Raw genomic sequence first — 26,428 nt, 5'->3', positions numbered from 1 at the left:
TCCTAGTTTTTTAACTAGAGACTTTTTTTATTTAAGTTCTTTTTCAACTAATAGAATATATTCCCTCATGGCATCTTCTACAGAGTATTTTTTTGCTTGAATTAATGCATTAGCTTTAAAAGCATTAATTAAAGGGGTTTTACTTCCTGGAGAGCTATGGTTTTTATTAGCAATTCTGTAGTAGGCATATAGTTTTAATAAAATATCTGGGGGAATAGGATCATTATAACTATTAATATAATCTACAGTTTTAAGATATTCATTATATAGTTTTTTGTTTTTCATTTGTGTCTACAAAACTAGCAATACATGTTTTAGCTCCTTTAACTTTTTGGTTTAGCTTAACTGTAATAGCACAGTCTAAAGGTAAGAATAAGTCTACCCTTGAACCAAATTTAATAAACCCAGCATCATCCCCTTGTTGTACACTATCACCTTTCTCGGCATAATTTACAATACGTCTTGCTAGAGCCCCGGCAATTTGTCTGTATAAAATATCACCAAATTTTGGAGTATTTATTACTACGGTAGTGCGCTCGTTTTCTTCACTAGCTTTTGGGTGCCACGCCACTAAATATTTACCAGGATGGTACTTAGAAAATTTAATGCTTCCGCTTGCAGCATACCTTGTAACGTGAACATTTAAAGGAGACATGAAAATAGAAACTTGTTTTCTTTTTCCTTTAAAGTATTCATTTTCTTCTACTTCTTCAATTACTACTACTTTACCATCTACAGGGGCTAAAATTTCATCAAAACTTTTTAAAGCAACCCTTTTTGGGTTTCTAAAAAATTGGAGAATTAATATAAGTATTGCAATAGCAATAACTTGTATTCCCCAACGTAACCAAAGAGGAGTAACATAAAATTGTGCTGAAAGAATAAGTATACTAATAATGAAAAAAGTTATTAGAATTATGGTTTGTCCCTCTTTATGAAACATAATTGAATATATTTAAAATTAAATAGGCAAATGGTGCCGCAAATATTAAACTGTCTAATCTATCTAACATACCCCCATGACCAGGAAGTATTGCACCACTATCTTTAACCCCGGCAACTCTTTTTAATTTAGATTCTATTAAATCTCCAAGGCTACCAGTAATTACAATTATAGTAGATAATATAATCCATTGCATTGGACTAATTAGTGTTTCAAATTCACTAATAATGTACGCTGCTATTAATGCAAATATAAAGCCTCCAATGGAACCTTCTATAGTTTTTTTAGGAGAAACTGCAGAATAAAGTTTTGTTCTTCCTATACTACGACCTACTAGGTAAGCAAAAGTGTCATTTACCCATATTAAAATAAAAATTCCCATGATTAGAATTTTTGCAAATTCATTTTCTTGGTAAGGAATCATTGTTAAAAATATGCACCCGCCTCCTACATAAAATAGGCCAATAACAAACTTTTTGGAGGTGTTAAATGGTTTGCTTTTTTTTGAAAATAAGAAATACAAAAGTGCAAAATCTACTACTAAAGTTATGCTTAGTAAAAGGTTAATAAGAATTTTATCGTGAATAAAATATATAAACAGCCACCATAGCGCTAAATAGGCCATGAATATATAGTAGCCTTTAAGGTGAACTAATTTTTTGTACTCGTAAAGGCAAGCTAGGCCAAAGGCCATAAACAAGAAGTCAAACGCATCAGAATTTAAAAAAACGGCAGACAGTAGTAATATTATGTATACGGCTCCTGTTAATGCCCTTCTTAAAATTTCTTTCATACTATAAATCTTCCAAGAATAGCAGGTATAAATTTTTTGTCGTACTACCGTATGTTAAAAAATCATCTGCATTTTCTTTTGTGGCATGAAAGTGTTTTAAAGTAGTAATGTTTGCAGGAATACTATGGCCGTATTTTTTCTTTATTGTTTTTAAGCCTTCACCAATGTTTTCAACTAACTGGCTAGTTGTAGCAAATACTATAACATTGTCAGGAAGTTCATTTAATTTTTTCTCATTTAGTTGATTGGAGCAAACTAAAATAGAACCGTTTTGAGCTATTAAGTGCTCACAGGTGGTAAAAAAGACTTCGCTGTCATTTGCTTGTGCCGTAAATTTTACACCTTCCTTAGAAAATTTAGTCTTTAGTTGTTTGTTCATCACAAAAAATGGAGAGTTCTCCCAATTATTTTCTTGAACAATACTTTTTAATGCTAAAGATATTTCATTAAAAGAGTCGCAATACAAAAATTTACCACCATTTTTTTTAAAATGTATGGTAAATTTTTCATCTACAGGTAGATTTAAATCTGGCATATGAACCCCTCTGGTTTCCGCAGTTTCTTTGGAAATTTTCTTTTTGCCACCGCCAAAAAGGATATCAAATAGCCCCATTTAATTTTCTAAACTTCTATTTTTATTACTTCGTAGTATTATACTTGGACAACGAATATATTTAATATTTATTATTTATTCGTGTCTTCTTGTGCGTTATTAACTGTAGCATCTTCAATAATGGTACTTTCTAGTTTTTTATCTTCATCAGTAAATAACCTTTCTCCAAATATTTTTTCTAAATCTTCTTTGAAAATAACTTCTTTCTCTAAAAGACGTTCTGCCAAAATAGTTAGTTTGTCTTTGTGTTCTGTTAAAACTTCTATAGCTCTTTTGTACTGTTCTTCAATGATTTTAGAAATTTCTTCATCTATTTTTCTTGCAGTTTCTTCACTATAAGGTTTAGAGAAACCATAAGAATCTTGTCCTGAAGAATCATAATAAGTTAAGTTTCCAATTTCATCATTAAGTCCGTATACGGTAACCATTGCTCTTGCTTGTTTGGTTACTTTTTCTAAATCACTTAAAGCACCTGTAGATATTTTATTAAAAATTACTTTTTCCGCGGCTCTACCACCTAAAGTAGCACACATCTCATCTAGCATTTGCTCCGGGCGTACTATTAATCTTTCTTCTGGTAAGTACCAAGCAGCTCCTAAAGATTGACCTCTTGGAACTATAGTGACTTTTACTAATGGAGCAGCATGTTCTAACATCCAGCTAGTTGTTGCGTGTCCAGCTTCGTGGTATGCTATTGTTTTCTTTTCTCCAGGAGTAATTATTTTATTCTTTTTCTCAAGACCACCAACAATTCTATCCACTGCATCTAAGAAATCCTGCTTGTCTACTGCTTTCTTTTCGTTTCTAGCAGCAATTAAGGCAGCTTCATTACAAACGTTAGCAATATCTGCTCCAGAGAATCCAGGAGTTTGTCTTGCTAAGAATTCTAAATCTAAAGTTTCTAGTGTTTTAATTGGTCTTAAGTGAACTTCAAAAATTTCTTTACGTTCTCTAATGTCTGGTAAGTCTACATATATTTGTCTGTCAAATCTACCAGCACGCATTAAAGCTTTGTCTAATACATCTGCTCTGTTAGTTGCAGCAAGTACAATAACATTGGTATTAGTACCAAAACCATCCATTTCTGTTAAAAGTTGGTTTAAGGTATTCTCACGCTCGTCATTAGATCCTGTAAAATTATTTTTACCTCTTGCTCTACCAATAGCATCAATTTCATCAATGAATATTATGGCAGGCGATTTATCTTTAGCTTGTTTAAATAAATCTCTAACTCTAGATGCTCCTACACCAACAAACATTTCTACAAAGTCTGAACCTGATAAAGAGAAGAAAGGAACTTTAGCTTCTCCGGCTACAGCTTTAGCTAATAAGGTTTTACCTGTTCCTGGAGGGCCTACTAATAAGGCTCCTTTTGGAATTTTACCACCTAATGAGGTGTATTTATCTGGGTTTCTTAAAAACTCTACAATCTCTTCTACCTCTTCTTTTGCGCCTTCTAAGCCTGCAACGTCTTTAAAAGAAGTTCTTGTGTCTGTTTTTTCATCAAAAAGTTTTGCTTTAGATTTTCCAATATTAAATATTTGACCACCAGCACCGCCGCCGCCGCCGCCAGACATTCTACGCATTAAGTATATCCAAATACCTATTATTATTACAAATGGGAGTAGGGATATTAAAATATCAGCAATAACGTTAGATTCTTTTCCAAACTCTACAACTGTATCTAAATTATTGTCCTTTTTTATTGCTGTAATTTCATTTTGGAATATTGCTAAATCTCCATAATCCAAAGTGTATTGGGCTACAGTACCAGAAGAAGGTATTATAGGTTTAGAAACAATGTCTTTATGTGCATCTTTTTCTAAAGCTTCTTTGGTAAGAAAAACCTTTGCTTGGTTTGTATTGGTAATAATTAATATTTTATCTACATCACCGTTACGTAAGTAATCCTGTAATTCTGATGTTGTAGTTTTTTTAGCACTTGAAAAATTTTCACTACTAAAATATTGAAAACCTATTAGTAGAACAGCTATTAAGCCATAGATCCACCAAGAATTAAATTTAGGTTTTTTTGAATTTGTATTGTTATCTTTTGCCATTCTTTTATTAATTATTTATGCTAGTTTCTATGGTAGAAAATTTTGCGTCACCCCATAGACCTTCTATGTCGTAAAATTCGCGTACTTGTTTTTGAAAAACATGTACCACTACATTTACATAATCCATTAAAACCCACTCCGCGTTATCCTCGCCTTCTACATGCCAAGGTTTATCTTTAATAGCTTTGCTAACTGTTTTTTGGATAGAGCCGACTATTGCTTTTACGTGTGTATTTGATGTACCGTTACAGATTATAAAATAGTCGCATACTGTATTTTCAATTTCTCTTAAATCAAGTAAGTTTATATCAACTCCTTTTACTTCTTCTATTCCTTGTAAAATTAATGCAATTAACTCATCTGGACTAACTTTCCCTTTCTGCATTCAAAATTTTTAGTTTATACAAAGTTATTATTTTTTTGTTCTTTTACCTCTTGTTTTTAACAATACATTATAAGTTTGTCAAAAAGAATATCAATGGAGATAATCAAACTTAATGCCACGAGCTCTACAAATATGTATTTGAAAGATTTAATATTGTCTTCTTCTGTTAATGATTTTACAGTTGTTACAGCAAAAAAGCAAACATTTGGTAGAGGGCAAATGGGAACTTCTTGGAACTCTGAAGAAGGTAAAAACCTGACTTTTAGCGTTTTAAAAAAGTTTGATAATTTTTTTATCGATAATCAATTTTTATTAAGTATTTGTGTTTCTTTATCTATCTATGAGACATTATATAATTTAAAAGTCCCTAATTTAACTATAAAGTGGCCAAACGACATTCTGTCAGGTACTTCAAAAATTTGCGGAATACTTATAGAAAATTCACTTTCTGGAAGTAAAATACAAACTTCAATAATTGGAATTGGGTTAAATGTTAACCAAATAGTTTTTAATAACTTATTAAACGTCTCTTCTTTAAAATTGTTGTTGGGTAAAAGTATTAATTTGGATGAGTTATTACAATTAATACTTAAAGATTTGAAAGACCACTTATCTTCTTTTCAAAATAGGAGTAAAGAAGAGTTGTGGTCTGTTTATGAGGCTAACATGTTTAGAATTAATAAACCATCTACTTTTGAAGATGGTAATGGTAATTTAATAATGGGTTTTATTAGAGGTGTTACACCACAGGGTAAGCTCCTTGTGGAGTTAGAAGACTCTATTTTAAAAGAATATGGGTTAAAAGAATTGAATCTTAAATACTAAATCTTTGTAAGATTTTCAGATAGTGTTCCCATAAAGTTTGTAATAGGAGACTTTATCATCATAGCCATCATAGCATTAAATTCTCCTGAAAAACTTAGTGCTACTTCACTTTCATTTGTATTTACAGCAGTAATGTCTGCTGTTAAAGTAAATGGTAATTTTTCATTAGCAGCTCCTAGTACTAATTTGCTATAAGGTGTTTGTATTTTTCTTTCTAGTACAATTTCTGGCATTCCTTTTAACGCAAATAAGAATCTATCTTCAGACAAGACTTCAAACTTTGCAATATTATCTGGCATTAATTGCTCAAAATTTTCAAGATTAGTTAAAAATTCAAAGGTTGCTTTATCTCCTTTTGCAATTTTCTTTTTTGGTGTTTCTAAAAACATAAATATATTATTGGTTCCATTGGGATGGATTTTTACGCCACTCCATTAAGGTGTTTAATTGTTCTTCTTTTATGTACCCTGTGTTAGATGCTTGCTCCATTAAATAGGTATAATCTCCTAAAGTGTGAAGGTCTACATCTTTATCTGCAAAATTCTTTTCGGCTACATCAAAACCATAGGTAAAAACTGCTATCATTCCTTTTACATTAGCATTTTGTTCTCTTAGAGCATCTACGGCATTTAAGCTACTCATACCAGTACTTATTAAATCTTCAATAACTACTACAGTTTGGTTTGCTTCTAAATAACCTTCTATTTGGTTTTTTCTTCCATGAGATTTTGGTTCTGGACGAACGTAAATGAAAGGTAAACCTAAATAATCTGCTACTAAAGCTCCCATTCCAATAGCTCCTGTAGCAACACCAGCAATAACATCTGGCTTGCCGTAAAGTTTGTCTACTTGTTTTGCTATTTCTTCTTTAATATAGTTACGTATTGTAGGATAAGAGAGTATAATTCTGTTATCACAATATATTGGAGATTTCCATCCAGAAGCCCATGTAAAAGGATTTTCTGGTTTCAACTTTATTGCATTAATTTGCAATAGTAGTTCTGCTGTTTTTTTAGCTGTATCTTTATCTAAAACCATAACGCAAATGTATAAAGTTTTTGTGAATGAATTGCCTCTTATTTTAACAAATAAAATGCCAGAGACAAGTAGTAATAATGTTTTTTTATTAAACGACGAAGATGCTATAGATGAAGCAATTAATGCGTTAAATAAGAAAAAGTTTTTTAAAGCCTACATATATCATCCTGTTGCAGAGGAGATATTAATAAAATTTACAAAAAAAATTCCTTTAGTTGCAGCAGCAGGTGGGGTAGTAACTAATGGTAAAGGAAAAGTACTTTTTATTTATAGGAATGATAAATGGGATTTACCTAAAGGGAAATTAGACCCAGGAGAAACTATAGAAGAATGTGCTATACGTGAAGTAGAGGAGGAGACTGGAGTTAGAGGTTTAGAAATTCAGAATTTTTTAAAAACAACGTATCATATTTTTAAAAGACATAATATTTATAAGCTAAAAGAAGTGCATTGGTTTGCTATGAAAACTAGTTTTGATGGCGAGTTAAAAGGGCAAAAAAGCGAAGGCATTGAAAAAGTAAAATGGCGAGGGCCTAAAAAAATTAAAGAGCTTTTGCGTAACTCTTATGTTAATATTAAAATTCTTTTTGATGAATAAAAAGTGTTATGGCGCATTTGAATAAAAACTCTCATAATTTGAAATAAAAATAAGGATAATGAAGGCAATTAGTAGAATTATGACAAATATTTGTTCGGTCAATTTAACGGAAAGTAGAGATTTTTATACCAAATTGTTCGACTTTAATGTGGATTATGACAGCGATTGGTTTGTTCATCTAGTTTCAAGGGACAAAAAATTGGAATTAGGGTTAATTGACCGAACGAACGAAATTGTGCCTAAAGATTTTCAAAACAATCCGCAAGGATTCTATGTGACGTTTGTAGTTGAAAATGTGGACGAAATATTTAAAATTGCGAAATCTGAAAAATTTGAAATTTTAAGCGAACCGAAGGACACGTTTTACGGACAAAGAAGATTATTATTGAAAGACCCGAACGGAACTTTAGTAGATATTTCTTCACCGATAAAGGACTTTGAATTTTAAAGTATAAAAATTGGAGTTAAATTTTGACCGAACTAAAAAACATAAAATTAGGTTCTGCGCTTGCTTGTAAAGGCAGCATCTTTTATTACCTATGTTTTTGCAAAAGGTATTTATTCCTCTTTAGGAACTCTATAAACGGGGTAACTTAAGTGCTCTTTTTCGTAAAATTTAGAATTTTTGTAAAGCCAGTTTAATTGCATTTCCCAATTAGCTGCAAAAATTGAATCTTTCGTCTTTTTTTCTAGAAAGTTATTTCTTAATATAGAGTCTTTTTGAAGTATTCTTAGAGCTGTATCTTCAAAAATGTAGGGAGAAAAATGTTCTTTTTGCTGAAGAATAGTATCAAAGAAATTCCAGTTAAAAAAAGAATCTACACAGGCAGGTTCAAGAGTTTCTATTATGTATCTTATGCCAGTTTGGTCTGTAGGTATTATATAGTCTCCTTTATGTAAAGCTGTTTTCTTAAAAGATTTTTTTATGGTCGTGTTATAGTGGTTATAATGCCCTTCGTAGGAGGATGTATTTGTTTCAAAAGTTTTTATCCTATAGTGTTCTAAATTAACTACAGTATCCTTTTCTACTAAAGAATATTCTATATGGTTAAGAGATAAAAGGTCTATAACTTTAGTCCATTCTTTTTTTAGGATATAAGCTTTGGGTACAATTATAGAATCTGTCGCTTTATAATAATTTTGATACGTAACTTCTTTTGTAAAAGGCTTTGTTCTGTCATATTTTAATCTAGGTAAGCCGGTTATTTTGCTAATAAGGGTATCTGCTTTAAAACCTTTAAAACTTAATTTTGTGTTTTTTAATGTATCTATTTCCCATCTTATAGGGTACTGCTTTAAGATGCTTATATTTTTTATGGATTCGTTTCTTATTTCTTTTATTTCCTTATAGTTTTTCTCACTTATGGTAATCATAGATTGTAATAAGCTATACGTGCCTAAAACTCTTTTTTTATATGGTTTTAACATGTGTGTTTCTACCATTAAACCAAGGGTATTCCATAATGTAGTATATCCTGTAGAGTATCTGGGGTTATCCATAAACTGAGAAAAACCAATTTCTGGAGCTTGGTTGTATACATTTACAAAAGGAGTTATGTCCCAATTCTTTTTTTCTAACTCAACTTCTAAATTTGGCATGAGTTCTTTGTGTAAATAGTTGCCTAATTTACCTCCAAGTTTGTTGTGTTGGGTAAATAAATGGGTAAGTGTATATTGGTAATCAGCACCATTACTTACATGATTGTCTATAAAAATATCGGGCTTTACAAGATGAAAAATTTGGGTAAATGTTTTAGAGTTTTTAGAATCCGATTTAATAAAATCTCTATTTAAATCATAATTTAAAGCATTTCCTCTAAACCCATAAGATTCAGGTCCGTTTTGATTAGCTCTTGACGTAGAATTTCTGTTTAAAACACCACCTATATTGTATACAGGAATAGTGGTTAGAATAGTGTTTTTTGGGGTTTCTGTTTCTTTGTTTGCTAAGTCTCTAAATAGTAGCATAGTGGCATCTATACCGTCCGGTTCTCCTGGGTGAATGCCATTGTTTATGAGTATGGTAACTTTTTTTGGGTCTATTTTCTTAAAATTAAATTCGCCCTCAGGATTATACGTTACCAAATGTAATGGGAGTCCGCTATCCGTTTCTCCAATGGTTTGTACATTAATGGAAGAATACTCTTTAGCTAGTTTTAAGTAAAAAGAAATAACTTCTTTATAAGTTGCAGTTTGTTTTCCAGAAGATTTTTCAAAAGGGGTAGAAAATTCTGCTTTTTTTTCTTCCTCAGTAGTTTCACAAGAAAATAGTAAAACTAAACTTAGTACGCTTAATAAGATTCTCATTACCATTTATTTAAAATACGTTTACAAGTAAAATGCACTGTATTTTATTTTGGCAAAAATAGGTAAAATCTTATAGTTATGCTTTAAGCTACTTTCGTAATTTGCTCCATTTCTTCTTTTTTAATTGGTTTATTATTAAAAGTGATTAAATGGTGCGTTTGTTCTTTGTAGTGTTTCCAATTGTTACGGTCAAAATCATCTATAGAAGAGGTAACAATATTAATACGAACAGTTTCTTTTATTGGGATTTTAATAAATTCTTCAAGAAATTGCCATCCGTCCATTATTGGCATATTAATATCAAGAAAAATTACTTGCGGTAATGGGGTGTTATTATTTAACATATCTGTAATGCCATCTATAGCAGCTTTTCCGTTAACAAATTTGTAAAGTTGTTCATATTCCGTAACCAATCCTAGCATTTTTTGAATGCCAAATACAGTTATAGGGTCATCGTCTATTATGCAGATAGAGTTAATCTTTTTCATTGAAAAATATGTTAAATGTGGTTCCTTCTCCCACTGTGCTAGTTACGGTTACTTTGCCACTCATGGCTTCAATTTGGTTTTTAGTAATGTATAGACCAATACCTCTAGAATCTTTATGATTGTGAAAAGTTTTATACATACCAAACAATTTAGAACCGTACTTTTTTAAATCAATACCTAGTCCGTTATCTGAAATACTAACAACAGAATAGCTATTTTCTTTCTTATAACTAATTTTTACAATAGGGTCTTTGTCTGGATTTTTATATTTTATTCCGTTGGTAATAAAGTTCATTAATATGCTATCTATATATGCTGGAATTACTTTTATTTTTGCATTAATAGGAATTTCATTTACTATTCTTGCTTTGTTTTGAATTATATAGGCAGATAAATTTTGTTTAACATCTTCTATTTTACTATTTAGTTTAATAGGGGTTTTTTCTATGTTAATATTAGTGCTAATAGCAACTACTTCATTAAGATTGTCTAAGGTTTCTAATAAATTATCAGAAGCATTCTTAAGCATATTTAAGATGTTTTCCTTTTCTTTTTCCTCTTTTTCATGAGATAAAAAATCTAGAAGCATTGAGAAATTGGCAGTATGCGACCTTAAATTATGGGAAACAATATGTGCAAAATTTATTAATTTTTTATTCTGCAATGAAGTAACATTTATTAAATGCCTTAATTCTTCTTCTTTTTGTTTTAAATGTGTAATATCTGTACTTATACCTACAATGCCATACGCTTCTCCTTTATCATTAGTAAGGGGTATTTTAGAAACAAGAAACGTTGTGGCGTTGCCATCTTTTTTTATACTAACAGTTTCTTTGCTTAAAATAGGGCGGAGTGATTTTATGACACTCACATCATCTTTTATATTCTCTGCAGCAACTTCTTTAGTAAAGAAATCATAGTCATTTTTACCTAATAATTCACTTGGGCCACTAACGCCCATATATTCGCATTCTGATTTGTTTGCTAAAATTTTTCTAGATTCTCTATCCTTTATATATACATTTAATGGTAGGTTGTCTATTAGTGTTTTTAATAAATGCTCATTCTCTTTTACTTTATTGTCTCCTTCTACTTGGTCAGAAATATCTTGAAAAGTTCCTATTAAACCAATTAGTTCATTATTTTTAAATATTGGCTGCCCTGTAGCTATTACCCATTTTTCTACTCCATTAGCAGAAATTATTTGCGATTTTTCGTTCCAGGGTTTCTTATTTATCATTGCATTATGAAAAGCCATAGAAATAGTATTTCTGCTAATGCCATCTTTATAAAAATTTATAGCCGTATCTACATTTGGATTAAAGTCTAAAGGCACCTCATGTATAGTTTTTGTAATGCTGCACCAATTTAATTTGTTAGTTTTTATGTTATAATCCCATGTTCCAATCTTAGTAATTTCAGATTTTTCTAAAAGTAGAGCTTCTAACTTTTCTATCTGTATTTCGTTTATTACTCTGGAGGTTATATTTTCTGCTTGAATAATAATACCAACAATATTTTCTTCACTATCATACCAAGGTATATTAGACCATTCAAACCATTGTGTGTTGCCATTAGGGTCTTTAAATTCTATATCAAAAAGGTCGCTTGGTTGGCCTTTTAAACATTTATCAAGAATTAATTTCCATTCTTCATTTTTCTCTCCATCTATAAATAAGCTGAAAATAGATTTTCCAAAAACGTTTCTAGTTTCAAAATTAAATTCTTTAATCCATTGGTTAGAGGCATGGATTACTTCGAACTTACTATTAATAAACGCAGTAGCTTTTGGCAGCTGTTTTATTAAATAATTATTAGCAAGTTTTAAGTCCTTCTTAAGCATGTTGTTGTATTTTCCTACTAATGTAGTTGGATCATGCCATATAAATAAAGGTTTGTTGTGAACTCGCAAAAAGACGTTGTGTTTTGATCAATTACTATAGGTAAAGATAATGAATTTTATTAAATGAAAGTATTTTCTTACTATATATTGTATATAACAAAAATGAAATCCTCATAAAAAACAAGGTTTTCATTTACATTGTAGGAATAGTCTTATTTAGTTGTTTTTTTAGTTAACTTTTACTGTGTCCGGGACTAGTACAGAATAGTTTCCACCATTACGAATTACGTCTCTTACAATTGAAGAACTTATGTAAGATTTTCCCGAAGATGTAAGAAGAAAAACGGTTTCTATTTCAGAAAGCTTTCTATTGGTATGTGCTATAGCTTTCTCGAACTCAAAATCTGCAGGATTACGTAATCCTCTTAAAATAAAGTTTGCTTCTACTTTTTTGCAATAGTCAACAGTTAAGCCTTTATAGGTGTTTACTTTTATTTTTGGTTCATTTTTAAATGCATCAGAAATAAAACGTATTCTTTCTTCCAGGCTAAACATGTATTTTTTATCTGCATTTATTCCAATTGCAATTATTAATTCATCAAAAAGAGGTAACCCTCTAGTAATAATATCCTGGTGTCCCAAGGTAAGCGGGTCAAAAGACCCAGGGAATATTGCTCGTCTCATGCTAGTAAAGTTACATGTTTTATTTTAAAGCCTCTTCTATAGCACTTTTAAATAGCTCAGCTAAAGATATTCCGGCTTTTTGGGCTTGCTGCGGCAAAATACTTTCTGTAGTTAAACCTGGGGTGGTATTCATTTCTAACATATAAGGTTCATCACCAATAAAAATAAATTCACTTCTAGAGTATCCAGTCATTTTTAAAATATCATATGCTTTTTTTGCAGCGGTAGTTACATTTTTAAGCTGGATGTCATTTATTCTAGCAGGAGTTATCTCGGTAGACTTTCCTTCATATTTTGCTTGGTAGTCAAAAAAATCATTTTCAGTTACAATCTCCGTAATTGGTAATACTATAGTTTCTCCTTTATATTTTATTACACCCACAGAAACCTCTGTACCGTCTAAGAAACTTTCTATTAATATTTCATCATCTTCTTTATAGGCATTTTCTATTGCCGCTTGTAAATCTTCTTTTTTATGCACTTTAGAAATACCAAAGCTGCTACCAGCTTTATTGGCTTTTACAAAACATGGTAGTTTTACCTTATTAATTATAGCATCTTCATCAATCACATCTCCAAAATTTAAATAATAAGATTCTGCAGATTTAATTCCGTATGGTTTTAAAACACTTAGTAAATCTCTTTTATTAAAAGTTAAAGAAGATTGGTAATAGTCACAAGAAGTTTGTGGAATGTTTAGTAATTTAAAATAAGCTTGCATAAGGCCATCTTCTCCAGGGGAGCCATGAATGGCATTAAAAACGCAGTCAAAAGTAATGTGTTGGTCTTCTATGGTAATAGAAAAGTCATCTTTATTTATAGGATATTCTTCGTTATTAGAATCCACATATACCCATTTGTCTTTAAATATATGTATACGGTAAACGTCAAATAAAGTATTGTCTAAATAGTTGTAAACAACATTTCCACTGGTTAAAGATATTTTGTACTCACTAGAGTAACCTCCCATAATTATGGCTACTTTTTTCTTCATAGTATGGTTTTACTTTTTTTAAAAAATAAATAACAAGGTATCAAAGTAAAGAAAAAAGCAATCCGTTTCCTATATTTGTCGGGTCAATTATACTCCATGAGAAATTTCTTTAATTTTTTAAGAAGCAAATCTTTTTTAATCCAAATAGGATTAGCTTTAGTTGTTTCAGTAGTTTTAATATTTGTAATGTTAAATTGGTTAAATAGTACCACCAACCATGGCGAATTTGTAGAAGTGCCAGATTTTTCTAAAATGTCTGTTATGGATATGCGTAAGGCTGTAGAAGATGCTAGTTTGCGTTATGAGGTACTAGATTCTGCAAATTATAATCCAGATTATCCAAGGTTTTCTATCATAGAACAAAATCCGCAAGCGGGAAATAAAGTAAAAGAAAATAGAAAAATTTATTTTACGGTAAATCCATCTGGTTACAAAAAAGTAACAATTCCAAAAATTATACAGGTTACGCAAAGAAATGCTAAATCTATGCTTAGGGCAGTAGGGTTAGATGTACAGCGTGTAATTTATATAGATGAACTTGGTAAGGATATGGTGTATTCTATAAAATATAAAGGAAAAGTAATTCATCCGGGAGATAAACTACCAAAGACTTCTAAAATAGAGCTAATTTGTGGTAACGGAAAAATATCCGATAGAGCACAAATTAAGGCAGATTCAGAATAAAATATATGTTACCATTAGAAGAGGGGCCAGAGCCAAATGAAGAAGAACTTTATGAACATCATAAAGTAGTAGCATCTAAGGGCCAAATACCTTTACGGGTAGATAAGTTCTTGATGAATTTTATTGAAAATGCTACACGTAATAAAATTCAGCAATCTGCAAAAGGAGGCCATATTTGGGTAAATGGTAAAGTAGTTAAGCAAAATTACAAAGTAAAAGCAGAGGATGAGGTAAAGGTACTTTTTGAGCATCCGCCACATGAGTTTTTATTAGTCCCAGAGAATATCCCTTTAGATATTGTGTATGAAGATGATGCTCTTATGGTGGTAAATAAACCAGCAGGAATGGTAGTGCACCCAGGGCACGGAAACTACTCGGGTACTCTAATAAATGCACTTATTTATCATGTAGATAATTTACCTTCAAATAGTAATGAACGCCCTGGTTTAGTACATAGGATAGATAAAGATACTTCTGGTCTTTTGGTTATTGCAAAGACAGAAGCTGCAATGACGCATTTGTCCAAGCAATTTTTTAATAAAACCTCCCAAAGAGAATATATTGCTTTAGTTTGGGGTAATATAGAAGAAGAGGAAGGTACAATAGAAGGCCATGTAGGAAGGCATCCTAAGAACAGATTACAAATGCATGTTTTTCCAGATGGGGAACAAGGAAAAGAAGCCGTTACACATTATAAAGTTATAGAACGTTTGGGCTATGTTACTTTAGTTTCTTGTAAGTTAGAAACAGGAAGAACACACCAAATTAGGGTGCATATGAAACATATTGGGCATACCCTTTTTAATGATGAACGTTATGGTGGTGAAAAAATATTAAAAGGAACCACCTTTACTAAATACAAACAATTTGTAGAAAATGCTTTTAAAATATTGCCAAGACAGGCATTACACGCAAAAACTTTAGGATTTATACATCCGGTTACAGGAGAAAAAATGAATTTTGATTCTGAAATTCCAGAAGATATAGCAAATTGTATAGAAAAATGGAGGCAATACACAAAGCATAGCCAATAGTATAAATTTCTTTAATACTGGTATTGATAAGTCTTTTTAAATGATATTGTAAATCCAGTAAATCCTTTTTATTTTTATACCCTAATTGCAAGAAAATGAAAATAGTTATCTCTCCAGCAAAGTCTTTAGATTTTGAGAGTAAGTTACCAACAAAAAAATTTACACAGCCAAAGTTTATAGAACAGGCAGTAAAGCTAAATGCAATTTTAGCTAAGAAAAAGCCTAAAGATTTATCCGAATTAATGCATATTTCCGATAAGTTGGCGCAATTAAATTGGCAGAGAAATCAAGATTTTACTACTCCGTTTACAGTAACTAATGCAAGGCCTGCAGTATATGCTTTTAGTGGCGATGTATACCAAGGGTTAGATGTTTATTCTCTAAAAGAAGATAAGTTAGACGTACTTCAAAATTCTCTAAGAATATTATCTGGACAATATGGCATTCTTAAACCGTTAGATTTAATGCAGGCTTACCGTTTAGAAATGGGGACCAAGTTAAAAATAGGGCGTAAAGCTAGTTTATATGAGTTTTGGAAAAAAGAACTTACCAGCCATCTTAATTCAGAATTAAAAGACGGAGAACTTTTTGTGAATTTAGCAAGTAACGAGTATTTTTCTGCAATAGATACTAAAGTTTTAAAAGCTCCAGTAATAACCCCAATTTTTAAAGATTGGAAAAATGATAAACTTAAGATAATTAGCTTCTTCGCAAAAAAGGCAAGAGGTTCTATGGTTCGTTATATTGTAGATTCTAATGCTACTACCTTAGAAGATATAAGAGGTTTTAATTTAGACGATTACCAATTTAGTAAGGAACATACTCTTAAAGAGAACGAGCCAGTTTTTATACGATAAAATATATTTTTTCTTCTATCGTTTTCCTTAGTATAGGATAAATTTATCAATATGAAAAAGCAAATAGTATTTCTGGTTTTAGTTTTTATAGCAATAGTAGGTTGTACAGATAGGGACGATAAATTATCAAAAGTAAATCTTAGAATTAAAAATACAAGTACTGTAAATTTTGATGAGGTTACGGTTGTGTCTAGTGAAAATGTGTATAGTAATATTTCTGTAGATTCATATTCAGATTATCTAGAGTTTGATGAATTATATTCTTACGCCTATGTGCAAATTTTAGCAGATGGAGAAACCTATACTTTACAACCTATAGATTTTGTCGGAGAAACCCCTTTATCAGTAGGATTTTATACTTATGAATTGGGTATTGATGCAATAGGAAACGTAGTTTTAAACTTAAAGGTGGATTAACAAGTTTCTAATAAAAAACGCATTAAATTTTATTTTTCTCTAAAAAATCTATAATTACTTTAGAATTGCAATAAAATTGTTAAGAATTTTAGACATATCATATTATTATACCATCTTAAAAAACAGTAATTTTGGTTTTAGTGCTAACTAACTATTAATTAAAATTATAATTACTGTGAAAATCAATACCGTTTTAGTTGCAAATAGGGGAGAAATAGCAATACGTATTTTTAGAGCCTGTGTAGAAATAGGCATAAAAACTGTTGGTATTTATACTTATGAAGACCGTTATTCCTTACATAGATATAAAGCAGATGAATGTTACCAAATAGGCGAAGATAACGAACCTCTTAAGCCTTATTTAGATATAGAGGCTATTATAAAAGTTGCTAAAGAAAATGGTGTAGATGCTATTCATCCAGGGTACGGTTTTCTTTCCGAAAATGCAGAATTTGCTCAAAAATGTGAAGATAACGGTATAAAATTTATTGGGCCTAAGGTATCTGTATTAAAAGCTTTAGGAGATAAAATTACGGCAAAAGAAGTAGCAGTTGCTAACAATATTCCTATTATTCAAAGTAGCGATAAGGATTTAACAACAGTAGAAATTGCCCTTTCAGAAGCAGAAAGAATAGGATACCCAATAATGTTAAAAGCTGCCTCTGGTGGTGGCGGTCGTGGCATGCGTGTAATACGTACCGAAGCAGATTTAAGAAAAGCCTTTCCAGAAGCGCGTAGAGAATCGCTCAATGCTTTTGGAGATGATACAGTTTTTCTAGAAAAATTTGTAGAAAACCCAAAACATATTGAGATTCAAATTGTAGCAGATGAACATGGGAATATGGTGCATTTGTTTGAGCGTGATTGCTCGGTACAAAGACGGTACCAAAAAGTTATAGAGTTTGCACCCTCTTTAGGATTACCACAAGAAACAAAAGATAGTTTATATACCTATGCACAAGATATTTGTAAAGCGGTAAACTATAATAATATTGGTACGGTAGAGTTTTTGGTAGATGATGATGGTAGTATCTATTTTATAGAAGTAAACCCAAGAGTACAAGTAGAGCATACCGTAACCGAAATGGTTACGAATATAGACCTTATAAAAACGCAAATTTTTATTGCTGGAGGTTATAAATTGGCCGACAAGCAAATAAAAATAGAAAATCAAGAATCGGTAACTATTTCTGGCTATGCATTACAATGTAGAATTACAACAGAAGACCCGGCAAATGATTTTAAACCAGATTATGGTGTAGTAACTACCTACCGTAGTGCATCAGGTTTTGGTATTCGTTTAGATGCCGGTAGTGTATATCAAGGAGTTGCTATTTCTCCTTTTTTTGATTCTATGTTGGTAAAAGCATCGGCAAGGAGTAGAACTTTAGATGGCTCTTGTCGTAAAATGATACGAGCATTAGCAGAGTTTAGAATTCGTGGTGTAAAAACAAATATTGCTTTCCTAAATAACATTCTTAAGCATCCTACTTTTAGAAATGGAGATGTTACGGTTAATTTTATTCAGAACGAGCCAAAGTTATTTGAGTTTATAGAGCCAAAAAACCGTGTAAATAAATTAATTCAATTTTTAGGAGACACTATTGTAAATGGTAATCCTGATGTTAAAAAATATAATCCTAATCATGTGTTTTCTAAACCAATAGTTCCTTTATTTCCTAAAAATGAAGGCTATGCAAAGGGAACAAAAGATCTATTGACAGAATTAGGGCCAGAGAAATTTTCGCAGTGGTTAAAAAATGAAAAGAAAGTGCATTTTACAGATACTACAATGAGGGATGCACACCAGAGTTTATTAGCAACCAGAATGCGTACTATAGATATGCTTAAAGTTGCAGAGGGCTTTGCAAAAAACCATCCAGAAATTTTTAGTATGGAAGTTTGGGGCGGAGCTACCTTTGATGTTTGTTTACGTTTCTTACAAGAAAATCCTTGGGAACGTTTGGCTTTATTACGTAAAGCAATGCCAAACCTTTTATTACAAATGCTAATTAGAGGCTCTAATGGTGTGGGGTATAAAGCATACCCAGATAATTTAATTGGTGAGTTTGTAGAAAAATCTTGGGAAACTGGGGTAGATGTTTTTCGTATTTTTGATTCTCTAAACTGGATGCAATCTTTAGCACCATGTATAGAGCATGTACGCAAAAGAACAGGAGGCTTAGCAGAAGGTTCTATCTGTTATACTGGAGATATTTTAGACCCATCTAAAACAAAATATGACCTTAAATATTATGTGCAACTAGCAAAAGACATAGAAAATGCTGGAGCACATATCTTAGGAGTAAAAGATATGGCAGGTTTGCTTAAACCAAATGCTGCTTATGAGTTAATAGGAACTTTAAAATCCGAAATTAATATTCCTATTCACTTACATACACATGATACTTCGTCTACGCAAGCAGCAATGTATTTAAAAGCCATAGAAGCAGGTGTAGATGTGGTTGATGTTGCTCTAGGAGGTTTATCTGGGTTAACGTCGCAGCCAAACTTTAACTCGGTAATGGAGATGTTACGTTTTCATGAAAGAGAAAATATATTAAATGCAGAAAAACTCGCAGAATACTCTAATTACTGGGAAACCGTACGTAATTACTACTATACTTTTGAATCTGGATTAAAATCTGGGACAGGAGAAGTGTATAAGCATGAAATTCCTGGCGGACAATATTCTAACCTAAAAGGGCAAGCAATTGCATTAGGTTTAGAAGATAAATTCCCAGAAGTTACCAAAATGTATGGTGAGGTAAATACTATGTTTGGCGATATTGTAAAGGTAACCCCAAGTTCTAAGGTGGTTGGCGATATGGCGCAATATATGATAAGCAATAGCCTAACAGTACAAGATATTTTAGATAGGGGAGAAGATATTTCTTTTCCAGAATCGGTAAAGAATTTCTTTAGAGGAGATTTAGGGCAACCCGTTGGTGGTTTTCCTAAAAAACTTCAGAAAATAGTTCTTAAAGATGAAAAACCATATACCGAAAGACCAAATGCACATTTAGAGCCTGTAGATTTTGAAAAAGAATTTAAAGCCTTTAAACGGAAATTTAAAAAAGGAATGGGAAGAAATTTAGAAATGACCGATTTCTTATCCTATAAGCTATACCCAAAAGTATTTACAGATGCGTATAATAACCATGTTAAATACGGTAATGTTGTAAACATACCTACCAAAAACTTTTTCTATGGCATGGAAGTAGGAGAAGAAATAATGGTAGAGTTGGACCAAGGAAAAAAAGTACTTATTTCTCTAATGCTAAAAGGAGAACCAGATGAGGCTGGTAATGTTAGTATTTTCTTTAAGATAAATGGGCAGTTACGTAATGTGTTAGTAAAAAACACATCGGTAAAGGTTAAAAAATTAGAGAATAAAAAAGCGGATATTTCTAATGCAAAAGAAATAGGAGCACCATTACAAGGATTATTATCTAGTGTGTTAGTAAAAAAGGGAGAAGCGGTAAAAAGAAACCAGCCTTTATTTATTATAGAAGCCATGAAAATGGAAACTTCGGTTACTGCAACAGCAGATGGTGTGGTAGATAGAATTATTTTAAGCGGTGGTTCCTTAGTAAATTCTGAAGATTTGGTGGTAGTTCTTAAATAAAATGTAAAAAAAATAATGAATTAAACCCCTTTTGTTACTAATACAAAAGGGTTTTTTTTGTCCAAAAAGCTTTGGTATTTTTACTTTTTCAAAATCTATATTAACATTGGCAAGAAATAGAAAAGTATGAAACAAACACCAAGGCTAGAAGAATTTAAAAAATCGGTAACCAATAGATTTAATGTCTATAATAGCCTATTTTTAAATTTGCCTTACCGCAACATAGAGAATGTAGGAATGGTAATTCCTTTAATGTTAGACCAGTGTCAAGAAGGACTTAAATCGGGGAAAAACCCAAAAGAGATTTTGGATGGTTTTTTTGAGAATTATGTAGATCTAAAATCCGAAAAAGATAGGATAGATTTTATGTTTCGTATCATCCAGTACGTAGAGCGCCAAGTGGTGTTATATGATAGTGTAGAAGATGCAGCATTTCCAAAATTATTTGAACATAGTAGTAACCTTACTATTAAAGATTATTTTGAACTGGTAGACAAGAATAAAAGCTGGGATAAAATAGCAGAACAATTATCAACCTTTAGTTCTAGACTAGTCTTAACAGCACACCCAACGCAATTTTATACGCCTGCGGTATTAGATATTATATCAGAATTAAGAACATTAATTTTAGAAGATAATATAGATGATATTGATATTACCTTACAGCAATTAGGGCTTACATCGCTTATAAATTCTAAAAAGCCAACCCCTTTAGATGAGGCTAAAAATATTATTTACATTCTTAGAAATGTGTACTATGATGCTGTTGGGGAGTTGTATGCCTATTTAAGAAAGAATATTAAGAACGCCGAGTTTGAAAACTACGATATAATAAAATTAGGTTTTTGGCCTGGAGGAGACCGTGATGGTAACCCTTTTGTTACGGCAGATATTACTAGTGATGTTGCAGATGAGTTACGTGTAACTTTAATGAAATGCTATTATAACGATTTAAAGAAACTACAAAAAAAGTTAACCTTTGGCCCTGTTCAAGATTCTATTTCTGAGCTAAGAGAAAACTTGTATACAGCCATGTTTAACCCTAAAAAACATGTTGATTATAAAGATATTATAGGTCCTTTAGAAAAAATAAAAACCATTTTAATTGAAAAATTTCATGGGCTTTATCTAGAAGATTTAGATTACTTTATGGATAAAGTAAAAATCTTTAAAACCCACTTTGCAACTTTAGATGTTAGGCAAGATCATAGTATACATACTCAAGTAGTAGAAACAATATTAAAACAAAATGGTTTACTAAAAGAAGACCTTTCGGAGCTTTCAGAAGATGAATTGGTAGATTTATTATTACATAAAGATTTACAATTAAAAGCAGAAGATTTTGAAGAAGGTATTGTACAAGATACTATCAAGAATATTGGCCAATTAAAAGCGATACAAGAGAAAAACGGCCAAGAAGGGTGTACAAGATATATTATTAGTAATTCTGAAGATATATTCTCTGTTCTTTTTGTATTTGGTTTATTTAGATGGTGTGGTTGGGATTCTAAAGAAATTACTTTTGATATAGTGCCACTTTTTGAAACCATGAATGGTATGGACACTTCAGAAGATACTATGCAAAAGTTATTTAGCATACCAGAATACATGGCACATGTAAATAAAAGAAGTAAAAAGCATACAATAATGCTTGGTTTCTCTGATGGTACAAAAGATGGTGGTTACTTAAAAGCCAACTGGTCTATTATAAAAACTAAAGAAAGTCTTTCTGGAGTTTGTGCTAAACACAATGTAAAAGCCATATTTTTTGACGGTCGTGGTGGCCCACCAGCTCGTGGAGGCGGAAAAACACACCGTTTTTATGCAGCGCAAACCAAAGATATTGCAAATAACGAAATACAATTAACTATTCAAGGGCAAACCATAACCAGTACCTATGGTACTAAAGAACAGTTTATGTATAATTGTGAGCAATTATTAACCGCAGGTTTATCTAATAATTTCTTTGGAGATAAGAATGTAATTTCTAAAGACCAAAGAGGTTTAATAGAAGAACTATCAGAACTTAGTTTTTCTAAATATGATGCATTAAAGCACCATGATAAATTTATGCCGTATTTAGAAAATAGAAGTACGCTTAAATATTATACCAAAGCTAATATTGGTAGCCGTCCAGGAAAAAGAGGAAATAAAGCAAAATTAGAACTGTCAGATTTACGTGCCATTTCTTTTGTTGGTTCTTGGAGCCAATTAAAGCAAAACGTACCAGGATATTTTGGTTTAGGAACAGCAATAAAAGCTATGAAAGACCAAGGTAGACTAGAGGAGGTTAAAGCACTATACAGAGATGTTCCTGTATTTAAAGCATTAATGTCTAATAGTATGATGTCGCTTTCTAAATGTTATTTTGAGCTTACTAGTTACATGAAAGAAGATAAGGAATATGGAGATTTCTGGATAATTCTTTTAAATGAGTATAATTTATCAAAAGAAATGTTATTGCTAATATCAGACTCTAAAATTTTAATGGAGAAAGAAGCAGTTTCTAGAGAGTCTATTAAAATTAGAGAAAACATAGTATTACCATTATTGGTAATACAGCAATATGCTTTACAGAAAATTGGAGCAGACTCTTCTTTTAAAGAATTGTATGAGAAGATTGTAACACGTTCTCTTTATGGGAATATTAATGCCAGTCGTAATTCGGCATAAGAGAATACAATGTACTATAAGAGCACCCTTTTTAGTTTTAAACTAAAGAGGGTGTTTTGTTTTAAAAGCTTATTTCAAATTGGTATCTTGTGCTAATGCTATCTAAAATAATAACCTACATAATTGCACTGGTTTGGTTAGTAAATGGACTCTACTGTAAAGTCTTAAACCAAGTACCAAGACATCAAGAAATTGTAAGTCGCATTTTAGGAGAAGAATATGGTTCTTTTTTTACAGTAGCTATTGGTGCAGCTGAGATTGCTATGAGTATTTGGATATTTTCTAGAATAAAGGCACGTTTAAATGCTATAACGCAAATAGTTATAATTAGCAGCATGAATATTCTAGAATACTTTTTAGTACCAGATTTATTGTTGTGGGGAAAATATAACTCCCTTTTTGCATTTTTATTTATAGTGCTTATATATGTAAATGAATTTCATTTACGAAAACAAGAAAATTAGCAAAACTATGTTTAGGACACTCAAAGACCACCCTTTTGCTGTAGAAGCACATTTTAAAAGTTCTTTGGTATTTACTTTTGCAGTACCTAAAGAACAACTACAAGATAAGATACCAGAGTGTTTAACCTTAGACACTTTTCAAGACAAATATGCCTTTGTAGCAGTTGCTATGGTGCAAACCCAAGATTTGCGCCCTAAGGGTTTTCCTAAATTTATGGGGAATAACTTTTTTTTAATTGGATATCGTGTTTTTGTACGGTACACCACTAAAGAAGGCAAAAATTTACGAGGACTCTATATTTTAAAGTCCGAGACCGATACTAAGAAAATGGAATTTATGGGAAATATATTTACCCATTATCAATACACTACTACAGATATTAAACAAGAAGAAACAGCAACTACCAGTAGTATTTCTTCTAAAAAATCAGACTTTTTGGTAACCGTAAAAAAGAATAATAGGGCAGAGGTACCTTTACCTAAACATTCTCCTTTTAAAGATTTTAAAGAAGCACGCAGATTTGCTGGCCCGTTGCCGTTTACTTTTACATATACTAAAGAAAAGAAAGAAGTTTTAATCATAGAAGGCGTGCGCCAAAACTGGAAACCACAAGCGGTAGAAGCCATAGATTTTAATTTTAAATTCTTAAAAGACCAGCAATTAGAAAATGCAGTATTAGCAAATGTTTTTGAAATTAAAAATATTCCTTACTACTGGAAAAAAGGTAGAATAGAAGCATGGTAAAAAAAAGAAAAAAGTTTCAAGGGGTATTAAATATTCTAAGCTTTAATAGGCATTTTTATGTAATTGGGTTGTTGGTGTTGGTAGTACTTATAGCAGCCTTAAATTTTTTTAAAATTCCACCAGTAATCACAGGGATAATTCTTGGGGTATTTCTTTATGGTTTTTTAATGCCGTTGCTAGTATCTGCCTATGTATATGATTTTTCTGGTTATTATCATTTTGCGTGGTTAGAGGAACTAGGATTAAAAAAAGAAAATCCGCAACAAATAGTAAATATAAATGCAGGTTTTGATGAGACTAGTTTTATCCTAGAAAATCATTTCCCAAAAACCAATATTCAAGTGTTCGATTTTTATAATGCCAAAGAACATACAGAGCCTGCTATAGTAAGAGCACGTAAAGTAAGTTTGGTATACCCAAACACCCAACAAATACAAACCAACCATATACCTTTAGAAGATAATTCTGTTGCGATAGTATTTCTTCTTTCCGCCGTTCATGAAATTAGGTCGCATGCAGAAAAGGTGCTTTTTTTAAAAGAATGTAAAAGAATATGTGCTCCAAATGGTAAAATTATTACCGTAGAGCATTTACGCGATATTCCCAACTTTTTGGCATTTTCTATTGGTTTTACCCACTTTTTTTCACGAAATATATGGAAAAAGGCTTTTAAAGAAGCAGGTTTTGCTACTTTTAAAGAAACCAAGTTTACCCCATTTATGTCTATCTTTCTTTGTAGTTCTTAAAAAAGTAGTATGCAAATTCATTTAAAAATTATTGGAGTTTTATGTATGGCTTTGGCATTGGTACATGTTGTTTTTCCAAAATACTTCCATTGGAAAAAAGAGCTACTTTCTTTGAGTCTTGTAAACAAACAAATGATGGAAATACATACACTTTTTATTGCAGTAACCGTATTTCTTATGGGACTACTCTGCGTGTCATCTGCCTCAGAAATAGTAGAAACTCCCTTAGGTAAAAAAATAGCCTTAGGCTTAGGTATTTTTTGGTTATTGCGCCTAATTATTCAGTTTGTAGGCTACTCTCCAAAACTTTGGAAAGGCAAAACCTTTGAAACTACCGTACATGTGGTATTTAGTATATTTTGGTTATATGTAACCGTTATTTTCTTTATAACTGCATTAGGAGCATAAGTAATAGGTTTTCCCAATAAACAGGGTAGTATTTAGTTTATATTCTTTGGAGATTTGTAAAGCAATACTGTTTTTACAAAAGAAGTAAAAACACAAACGAACTTTTTAACTTAATATATAGCTTCTTTAGTATGGATACAGTCTTTTTAAATATAATTTATTTTGTGCTGCCGTTGCTTATAATTGGGCTATTAGTAAAATATATTTTTAATGTAAATGTTGCTATTTTATGGCCTTCGGCAATTATGGTATTACTTTTTGTAGGTATTACTATTTGTTCTCCATTTACTTTAAAGGAACAGGAAGCGGTTTTGTTTCCTGTTTTTTGTGTTCTACAATTAGTAGCGCTTGTGGCTGGTATTGTATTATTGCAAAAACAAAAAATAGTGTGGAGACATTTTTTTATTTCGTTACCCTTTCAGCTTATATATTGGGTGCAACTTTTTTATTATGGAGGTCTCCAGTTTACGCATAAGTTTTAAAACTTAAGTTTTTGAGGATTATTCCATATAAGAAATTACAAAATATGCTTAGATAGAACTATATTTAAATAAAAATAGCTACTACTATGCAAAAACTAATAACTGTAACAGTACTACTAGTATCCTCGGTATTTGCTGCACCTCTTTTAGCGCAACAAGATGTATTTATTAAAGAATATTTAGAGCGACTAGAAAAATCTAAGGAATACTTAATTCTTGTGGCAGAAACAATGCCAGAAGACAAATATACTTTTAAAGCTACGCCAGAATCTATGAGTTTTGCAGAAAATTTAATGCATATTGCTTGGGCAATGGATTGGCATAGCCAATCTTTAATGGGAGAGCGTAAAGCCAGAGACTGGAATACGGATACAGAACTAAAAGTTGCTACCAAATCTAAAAAGGAAATGATTGCTGCAGTAGCCAAAAATTTTGATAAAACCTTAGAATTTATATCAAAATTTGATGTAAATAAACTGGAACAAAGGTTAGATTATTTTGGAGCCAATAGAACAAAAAGACAAATTTTATTATTGCTTGCAGATCATATAACACACCACAGAGGGCAAATGCTTGTTTATATGCGATTAAATAAGCTAAAACCCCCAAGATATGTCCTTTATCAATAAATTTAAAAAATGGCATAGAAAACGGCAACTATTTTTTCCTTTCTGACCCTTCGAGTAATTTTCCCGTTTTTCAGGGAAAATAGTATCTAG

The 26,428-nt window shown here is 31.4% G+C and carries 27 protein-coding genes; 14 read left to right on the top strand and 13 right to left on the bottom strand.

The features are described from left to right. Positions 1 to 27 precede the first annotated feature (27 nt). From Q0945_RS14380 to rsfS, 6 genes are all read right to left on the bottom strand, one after another. Positions 28 to 285 (bottom strand): acyl-CoA-binding protein, encoded by a 258-nt coding sequence (locus Q0945_RS14380; protein ID WP_298489068.1) that lies wholly within the window; start codon positions 283 to 285, stop codon positions 28 to 30. After that, positions 263 to 943: a phosphatidylserine decarboxylase family protein gene (locus Q0945_RS14375; protein WP_299435783.1), complete on the bottom strand. Its 681-nt coding sequence runs from the start codon at positions 941 to 943 to the stop codon at positions 263 to 265. Before Q0945_RS14375 ends, Q0945_RS14380 begins: the two co-directional genes overlap by 23 nt. Continuing rightward, the gene (locus tag Q0945_RS14370) at positions 933 to 1,736 is read right to left on the bottom strand and encodes a phosphatidate cytidylyltransferase (RefSeq protein ID WP_299435781.1); all 804 of its coding nucleotides are present in this window, start codon (positions 1,734 to 1,736) and stop codon (positions 933 to 935) included. The genes Q0945_RS14375 and Q0945_RS14370 overlap by 11 nt, the downstream gene beginning before the upstream one ends. A 1-nt stretch (position 1,737) precedes the next feature. Continuing rightward, a complete protein-coding gene (locus Q0945_RS14365) occupies positions 1,738 to 2,349 on the bottom strand; it encodes an LUD domain-containing protein (RefSeq protein ID WP_121069211.1) in 612 nt (203 codons plus the stop codon). Positions 2,350 to 2,420: 71 nt separating this feature from the next. Next, positions 2,421 to 4,409 (bottom strand): ATP-dependent zinc metalloprotease FtsH, encoded by a 1,989-nt coding sequence (gene ftsH / locus Q0945_RS14360; RefSeq protein WP_299435774.1) that lies wholly within the window; start codon positions 4,407 to 4,409, stop codon positions 2,421 to 2,423. Positions 4,410 to 4,416: 7 nt separating this feature from the next. Continuing rightward, a complete protein-coding gene (gene rsfS / locus Q0945_RS14355; protein WP_121069213.1) occupies positions 4,417 to 4,794 on the bottom strand; it encodes a ribosome silencing factor in 378 nt (125 codons plus the stop codon). 93 nt (positions 4,795 to 4,887) lie between these two features. Between rsfS and Q0945_RS14350 the strand changes: the two genes are divergently transcribed. Beyond that, positions 4,888 to 5,619, top strand: coding sequence for a biotin--[acetyl-CoA-carboxylase] ligase (locus Q0945_RS14350; protein ID WP_299435772.1), 732 nt, complete (start codon positions 4,888 to 4,890; stop codon positions 5,617 to 5,619). Here Q0945_RS14350 and Q0945_RS14345 read toward each other — a convergent pair. Both Q0945_RS14345 and pyrE read right to left on the bottom strand, forming a co-directional pair. After that, the gene (locus Q0945_RS14345) at positions 5,616 to 6,008 is read right to left on the bottom strand and encodes an SRPBCC family protein (protein ID WP_299435770.1); all 393 of its coding nucleotides are present in this window, start codon (positions 6,006 to 6,008) and stop codon (positions 5,616 to 5,618) included. The two genes, Q0945_RS14350 and Q0945_RS14345, sit on opposite strands and share 4 nt — an antisense overlap. A 7-nt stretch (positions 6,009 to 6,015) precedes the next feature. Continuing rightward, entirely contained in the window at positions 6,016 to 6,657 is a 642-nt protein-coding gene (gene pyrE / locus Q0945_RS14340) for an orotate phosphoribosyltransferase (protein WP_299435768.1), read from the bottom strand. A gap of 7 nt (positions 6,658 to 6,664) precedes the next feature. Between pyrE and Q0945_RS14335 the strand changes: the two genes are divergently transcribed. Then, complete coding sequence (locus Q0945_RS14335; RefSeq protein WP_299435766.1) at positions 6,665 to 7,255, top strand: NUDIX hydrolase; 591 nt, start codon at positions 6,665 to 6,667, stop codon at positions 7,253 to 7,255. Between the two features lie 58 nt (positions 7,256 to 7,313). Then, positions 7,314 to 7,703 carry a VOC family protein gene (locus Q0945_RS14330; RefSeq protein WP_299435764.1) on the top strand — a complete coding sequence of 130 codons (390 nt, stop codon included), beginning with the start codon at positions 7,314 to 7,316 and terminating at the stop codon, positions 7,701 to 7,703. A gap of 110 nt (positions 7,704 to 7,813) precedes the next feature. On the opposite strand, the gene Q0945_RS14325 is transcribed toward Q0945_RS14330, so the two are convergent. The 5 genes from Q0945_RS14325 to Q0945_RS14305 all read right to left on the bottom strand — a co-directional run bounded on the left by Q0945_RS14325 (position 7,814) and on the right by Q0945_RS14305 (position 13,571). Continuing rightward, positions 7,814 to 9,562 (bottom strand): M14 family metallopeptidase, encoded by a 1,749-nt coding sequence (locus tag Q0945_RS14325; protein WP_299435762.1) that lies wholly within the window; start codon positions 9,560 to 9,562, stop codon positions 7,814 to 7,816. Positions 9,563 to 9,645: 83 nt separating this feature from the next. Further along, positions 9,646 to 10,050, bottom strand: a complete 405-nt coding sequence (locus Q0945_RS14320) for a response regulator (protein ID WP_299435760.1) — start codon at positions 10,048 to 10,050, stop codon at positions 9,646 to 9,648. Further along, on the bottom strand, positions 10,037 to 11,893 hold the full coding sequence (locus Q0945_RS14315) for a PAS domain-containing protein (RefSeq protein ID WP_299435758.1): 1,857 nt from the start codon (positions 11,891 to 11,893) through the stop codon (positions 10,037 to 10,039). The genes Q0945_RS14320 and Q0945_RS14315 overlap by 14 nt, the downstream gene beginning before the upstream one ends. Positions 11,894 to 12,121: 228 nt before the next feature. Beyond that, positions 12,122 to 12,577 carry a pantetheine-phosphate adenylyltransferase gene (gene coaD / locus Q0945_RS14310; RefSeq protein WP_299435756.1) on the bottom strand — a complete coding sequence of 152 codons (456 nt, stop codon included), beginning with the start codon at positions 12,575 to 12,577 and terminating at the stop codon, positions 12,122 to 12,124. Between the two features lie 19 nt (positions 12,578 to 12,596). Beyond that, complete coding sequence (locus tag Q0945_RS14305; RefSeq protein ID WP_299435754.1) at positions 12,597 to 13,571, bottom strand: D-alanine--D-alanine ligase; 975 nt, start codon at positions 13,569 to 13,571, stop codon at positions 12,597 to 12,599. A gap of 96 nt (positions 13,572 to 13,667) precedes the next feature. On the opposite strand from Q0945_RS14305, the gene Q0945_RS14300 reads away from it, so the two are divergent. The 11 genes from Q0945_RS14300 to Q0945_RS14250 all read left to right on the top strand — a co-directional run bounded on the left by Q0945_RS14300 (position 13,668) and on the right by Q0945_RS14250 (position 26,338). Continuing rightward, the gene (locus Q0945_RS14300) at positions 13,668 to 14,255 is read left to right on the top strand and encodes a PASTA domain-containing protein (protein WP_298489039.1); all 588 of its coding nucleotides are present in this window, start codon (positions 13,668 to 13,670) and stop codon (positions 14,253 to 14,255) included. A gap of 5 nt (positions 14,256 to 14,260) precedes the next feature. Beyond that, on the top strand, positions 14,261 to 15,289 hold the full coding sequence (locus Q0945_RS14295) for an RluA family pseudouridine synthase (RefSeq protein WP_299435752.1): 1,029 nt from the start codon (positions 14,261 to 14,263) through the stop codon (positions 15,287 to 15,289). 95 nt (positions 15,290 to 15,384) lie between these two features. Beyond that, positions 15,385 to 16,146 (top strand): peroxide stress protein YaaA, encoded by a 762-nt coding sequence (gene yaaA, locus Q0945_RS14290; protein ID WP_299435750.1) that lies wholly within the window; start codon positions 15,385 to 15,387, stop codon positions 16,144 to 16,146. A gap of 51 nt (positions 16,147 to 16,197) precedes the next feature. After that, on the top strand, positions 16,198 to 16,563 hold the full coding sequence (locus tag Q0945_RS14285) for a hypothetical protein (protein WP_299435748.1): 366 nt from the start codon (positions 16,198 to 16,200) through the stop codon (positions 16,561 to 16,563). A 175-nt stretch (positions 16,564 to 16,738) separates the two neighbouring features. Further along, a complete protein-coding gene (locus Q0945_RS14280) occupies positions 16,739 to 20,191 on the top strand; it encodes a pyruvate carboxylase (protein WP_299435746.1) in 3,453 nt (1,150 codons plus the stop codon). Between the two features lie 126 nt (positions 20,192 to 20,317). Continuing rightward, positions 20,318 to 22,864 (top strand): phosphoenolpyruvate carboxylase, encoded by a 2,547-nt coding sequence (locus Q0945_RS14275; protein ID WP_299435744.1) that lies wholly within the window; start codon positions 20,318 to 20,320, stop codon positions 22,862 to 22,864. Between the two features lie 95 nt (positions 22,865 to 22,959). Further along, on the top strand, positions 22,960 to 23,328 hold the full coding sequence (locus Q0945_RS14270) for a DoxX-like family protein (RefSeq protein ID WP_299435742.1): 369 nt from the start codon (positions 22,960 to 22,962) through the stop codon (positions 23,326 to 23,328). 7 nt (positions 23,329 to 23,335) lie between these two features. Then, positions 23,336 to 24,073: a DUF2071 domain-containing protein gene (locus Q0945_RS14265; RefSeq protein WP_299435740.1), complete on the top strand. Its 738-nt coding sequence runs from the start codon at positions 23,336 to 23,338 to the stop codon at positions 24,071 to 24,073. Then, positions 24,067 to 24,819 carry a methyltransferase domain-containing protein gene (locus Q0945_RS14260; protein WP_299435738.1) on the top strand — a complete coding sequence of 251 codons (753 nt, stop codon included), beginning with the start codon at positions 24,067 to 24,069 and terminating at the stop codon, positions 24,817 to 24,819. Before Q0945_RS14265 ends, Q0945_RS14260 begins: the two co-directional genes overlap by 7 nt. Positions 24,820 to 24,828: 9 nt before the next feature. Continuing rightward, on the top strand, positions 24,829 to 25,227 hold the full coding sequence (locus tag Q0945_RS14255) for a hypothetical protein (protein ID WP_299435736.1): 399 nt from the start codon (positions 24,829 to 24,831) through the stop codon (positions 25,225 to 25,227). Between the two features lie 568 nt (positions 25,228 to 25,795). After that, on the top strand, positions 25,796 to 26,338 hold the full coding sequence (locus tag Q0945_RS14250; protein ID WP_299435734.1) for a DinB family protein: 543 nt from the start codon (positions 25,796 to 25,798) through the stop codon (positions 26,336 to 26,338). Positions 26,339 to 26,428: the final 90 nt, after the last annotated feature.

Origin of the sequence: uncultured Maribacter sp., assembly GCF_947500405.1 — a bacterium.
Lineage (GTDB): Bacteria > Bacteroidota > Bacteroidia > Flavobacteriales > Flavobacteriaceae > Maribacter_B.
Note: the sequence above shows the minus strand (reverse complement) of the source record. Positions and strands in the feature narration are given on the sequence as shown.

Coding starts and splice junctions, on each gene's coding strand:
- Q0945_RS14380 (WP_298489068.1), bottom strand. CDS start 285: ATGAAAAACAAAAAACTATATAATGAATATCTTAAAACTGTAGATTAT.
- Q0945_RS14375 (WP_299435783.1), bottom strand. CDS start 943: ATGTTTCATAAAGAGGGACAAACCATAATTCTAATAACTTTTTTCATT.
- Q0945_RS14370 (WP_299435781.1), bottom strand. CDS start 1,736: ATGAAAGAAATTTTAAGAAGGGCATTAACAGGAGCCGTATACATAATA.
- Q0945_RS14365 (WP_121069211.1), bottom strand. CDS start 2,349: ATGGGGCTATTTGATATCCTTTTTGGCGGTGGCAAAAAGAAAATTTCC.
- ftsH (WP_299435774.1), bottom strand. CDS start 4,409: ATGGCAAAAGATAACAATACAAATTCAAAAAAACCTAAATTTAATTCT.
- rsfS (WP_121069213.1), bottom strand. CDS start 4,794: ATGCAGAAAGGGAAAGTTAGTCCAGATGAGTTAATTGCATTAATTTTA.
- Q0945_RS14350 (WP_299435772.1), top strand. CDS start 4,888: ATGGAGATAATCAAACTTAATGCCACGAGCTCTACAAATATGTATTTG.
- Q0945_RS14345 (WP_299435770.1), bottom strand. CDS start 6,008: ATGTTTTTAGAAACACCAAAAAAGAAAATTGCAAAAGGAGATAAAGCA.
- pyrE (WP_299435768.1), bottom strand. CDS start 6,657: ATGGTTTTAGATAAAGATACAGCTAAAAAAACAGCAGAACTACTATTG.
- Q0945_RS14335 (WP_299435766.1), top strand. CDS start 6,665: ATGTATAAAGTTTTTGTGAATGAATTGCCTCTTATTTTAACAAATAAA.
- Q0945_RS14330 (WP_299435764.1), top strand. CDS start 7,314: ATGAAGGCAATTAGTAGAATTATGACAAATATTTGTTCGGTCAATTTA.
- Q0945_RS14325 (WP_299435762.1), bottom strand. CDS start 9,562: ATGAGAATCTTATTAAGCGTACTAAGTTTAGTTTTACTATTTTCTTGT.
- Q0945_RS14320 (WP_299435760.1), bottom strand. CDS start 10,050: ATGAAAAAGATTAACTCTATCTGCATAATAGACGATGACCCTATAACT.
- Q0945_RS14315 (WP_299435758.1), bottom strand. CDS start 11,893: ATGCTTAAGAAGGACTTAAAACTTGCTAATAATTATTTAATAAAACAG.
- coaD (WP_299435756.1), bottom strand. CDS start 12,577: ATGAGACGAGCAATATTCCCTGGGTCTTTTGACCCGCTTACCTTGGGA.
- Q0945_RS14305 (WP_299435754.1), bottom strand. CDS start 13,571: ATGAAGAAAAAAGTAGCCATAATTATGGGAGGTTACTCTAGTGAGTAC.
- Q0945_RS14300 (WP_298489039.1), top strand. CDS start 13,668: ATGAGAAATTTCTTTAATTTTTTAAGAAGCAAATCTTTTTTAATCCAA.
- Q0945_RS14295 (WP_299435752.1), top strand. CDS start 14,261: ATGTTACCATTAGAAGAGGGGCCAGAGCCAAATGAAGAAGAACTTTAT.
- yaaA (WP_299435750.1), top strand. CDS start 15,385: ATGAAAATAGTTATCTCTCCAGCAAAGTCTTTAGATTTTGAGAGTAAG.
- Q0945_RS14285 (WP_299435748.1), top strand. CDS start 16,198: ATGAAAAAGCAAATAGTATTTCTGGTTTTAGTTTTTATAGCAATAGTA.
- Q0945_RS14275 (WP_299435744.1), top strand. CDS start 20,318: ATGAAACAAACACCAAGGCTAGAAGAATTTAAAAAATCGGTAACCAAT.
- Q0945_RS14270 (WP_299435742.1), top strand. CDS start 22,960: ATGCTATCTAAAATAATAACCTACATAATTGCACTGGTTTGGTTAGTA.
- Q0945_RS14265 (WP_299435740.1), top strand. CDS start 23,336: ATGTTTAGGACACTCAAAGACCACCCTTTTGCTGTAGAAGCACATTTT.
- Q0945_RS14260 (WP_299435738.1), top strand. CDS start 24,067: ATGGTAAAAAAAAGAAAAAAGTTTCAAGGGGTATTAAATATTCTAAGC.
- Q0945_RS14255 (WP_299435736.1), top strand. CDS start 24,829: ATGCAAATTCATTTAAAAATTATTGGAGTTTTATGTATGGCTTTGGCA.
- Q0945_RS14250 (WP_299435734.1), top strand. CDS start 25,796: ATGCAAAAACTAATAACTGTAACAGTACTACTAGTATCCTCGGTATTT.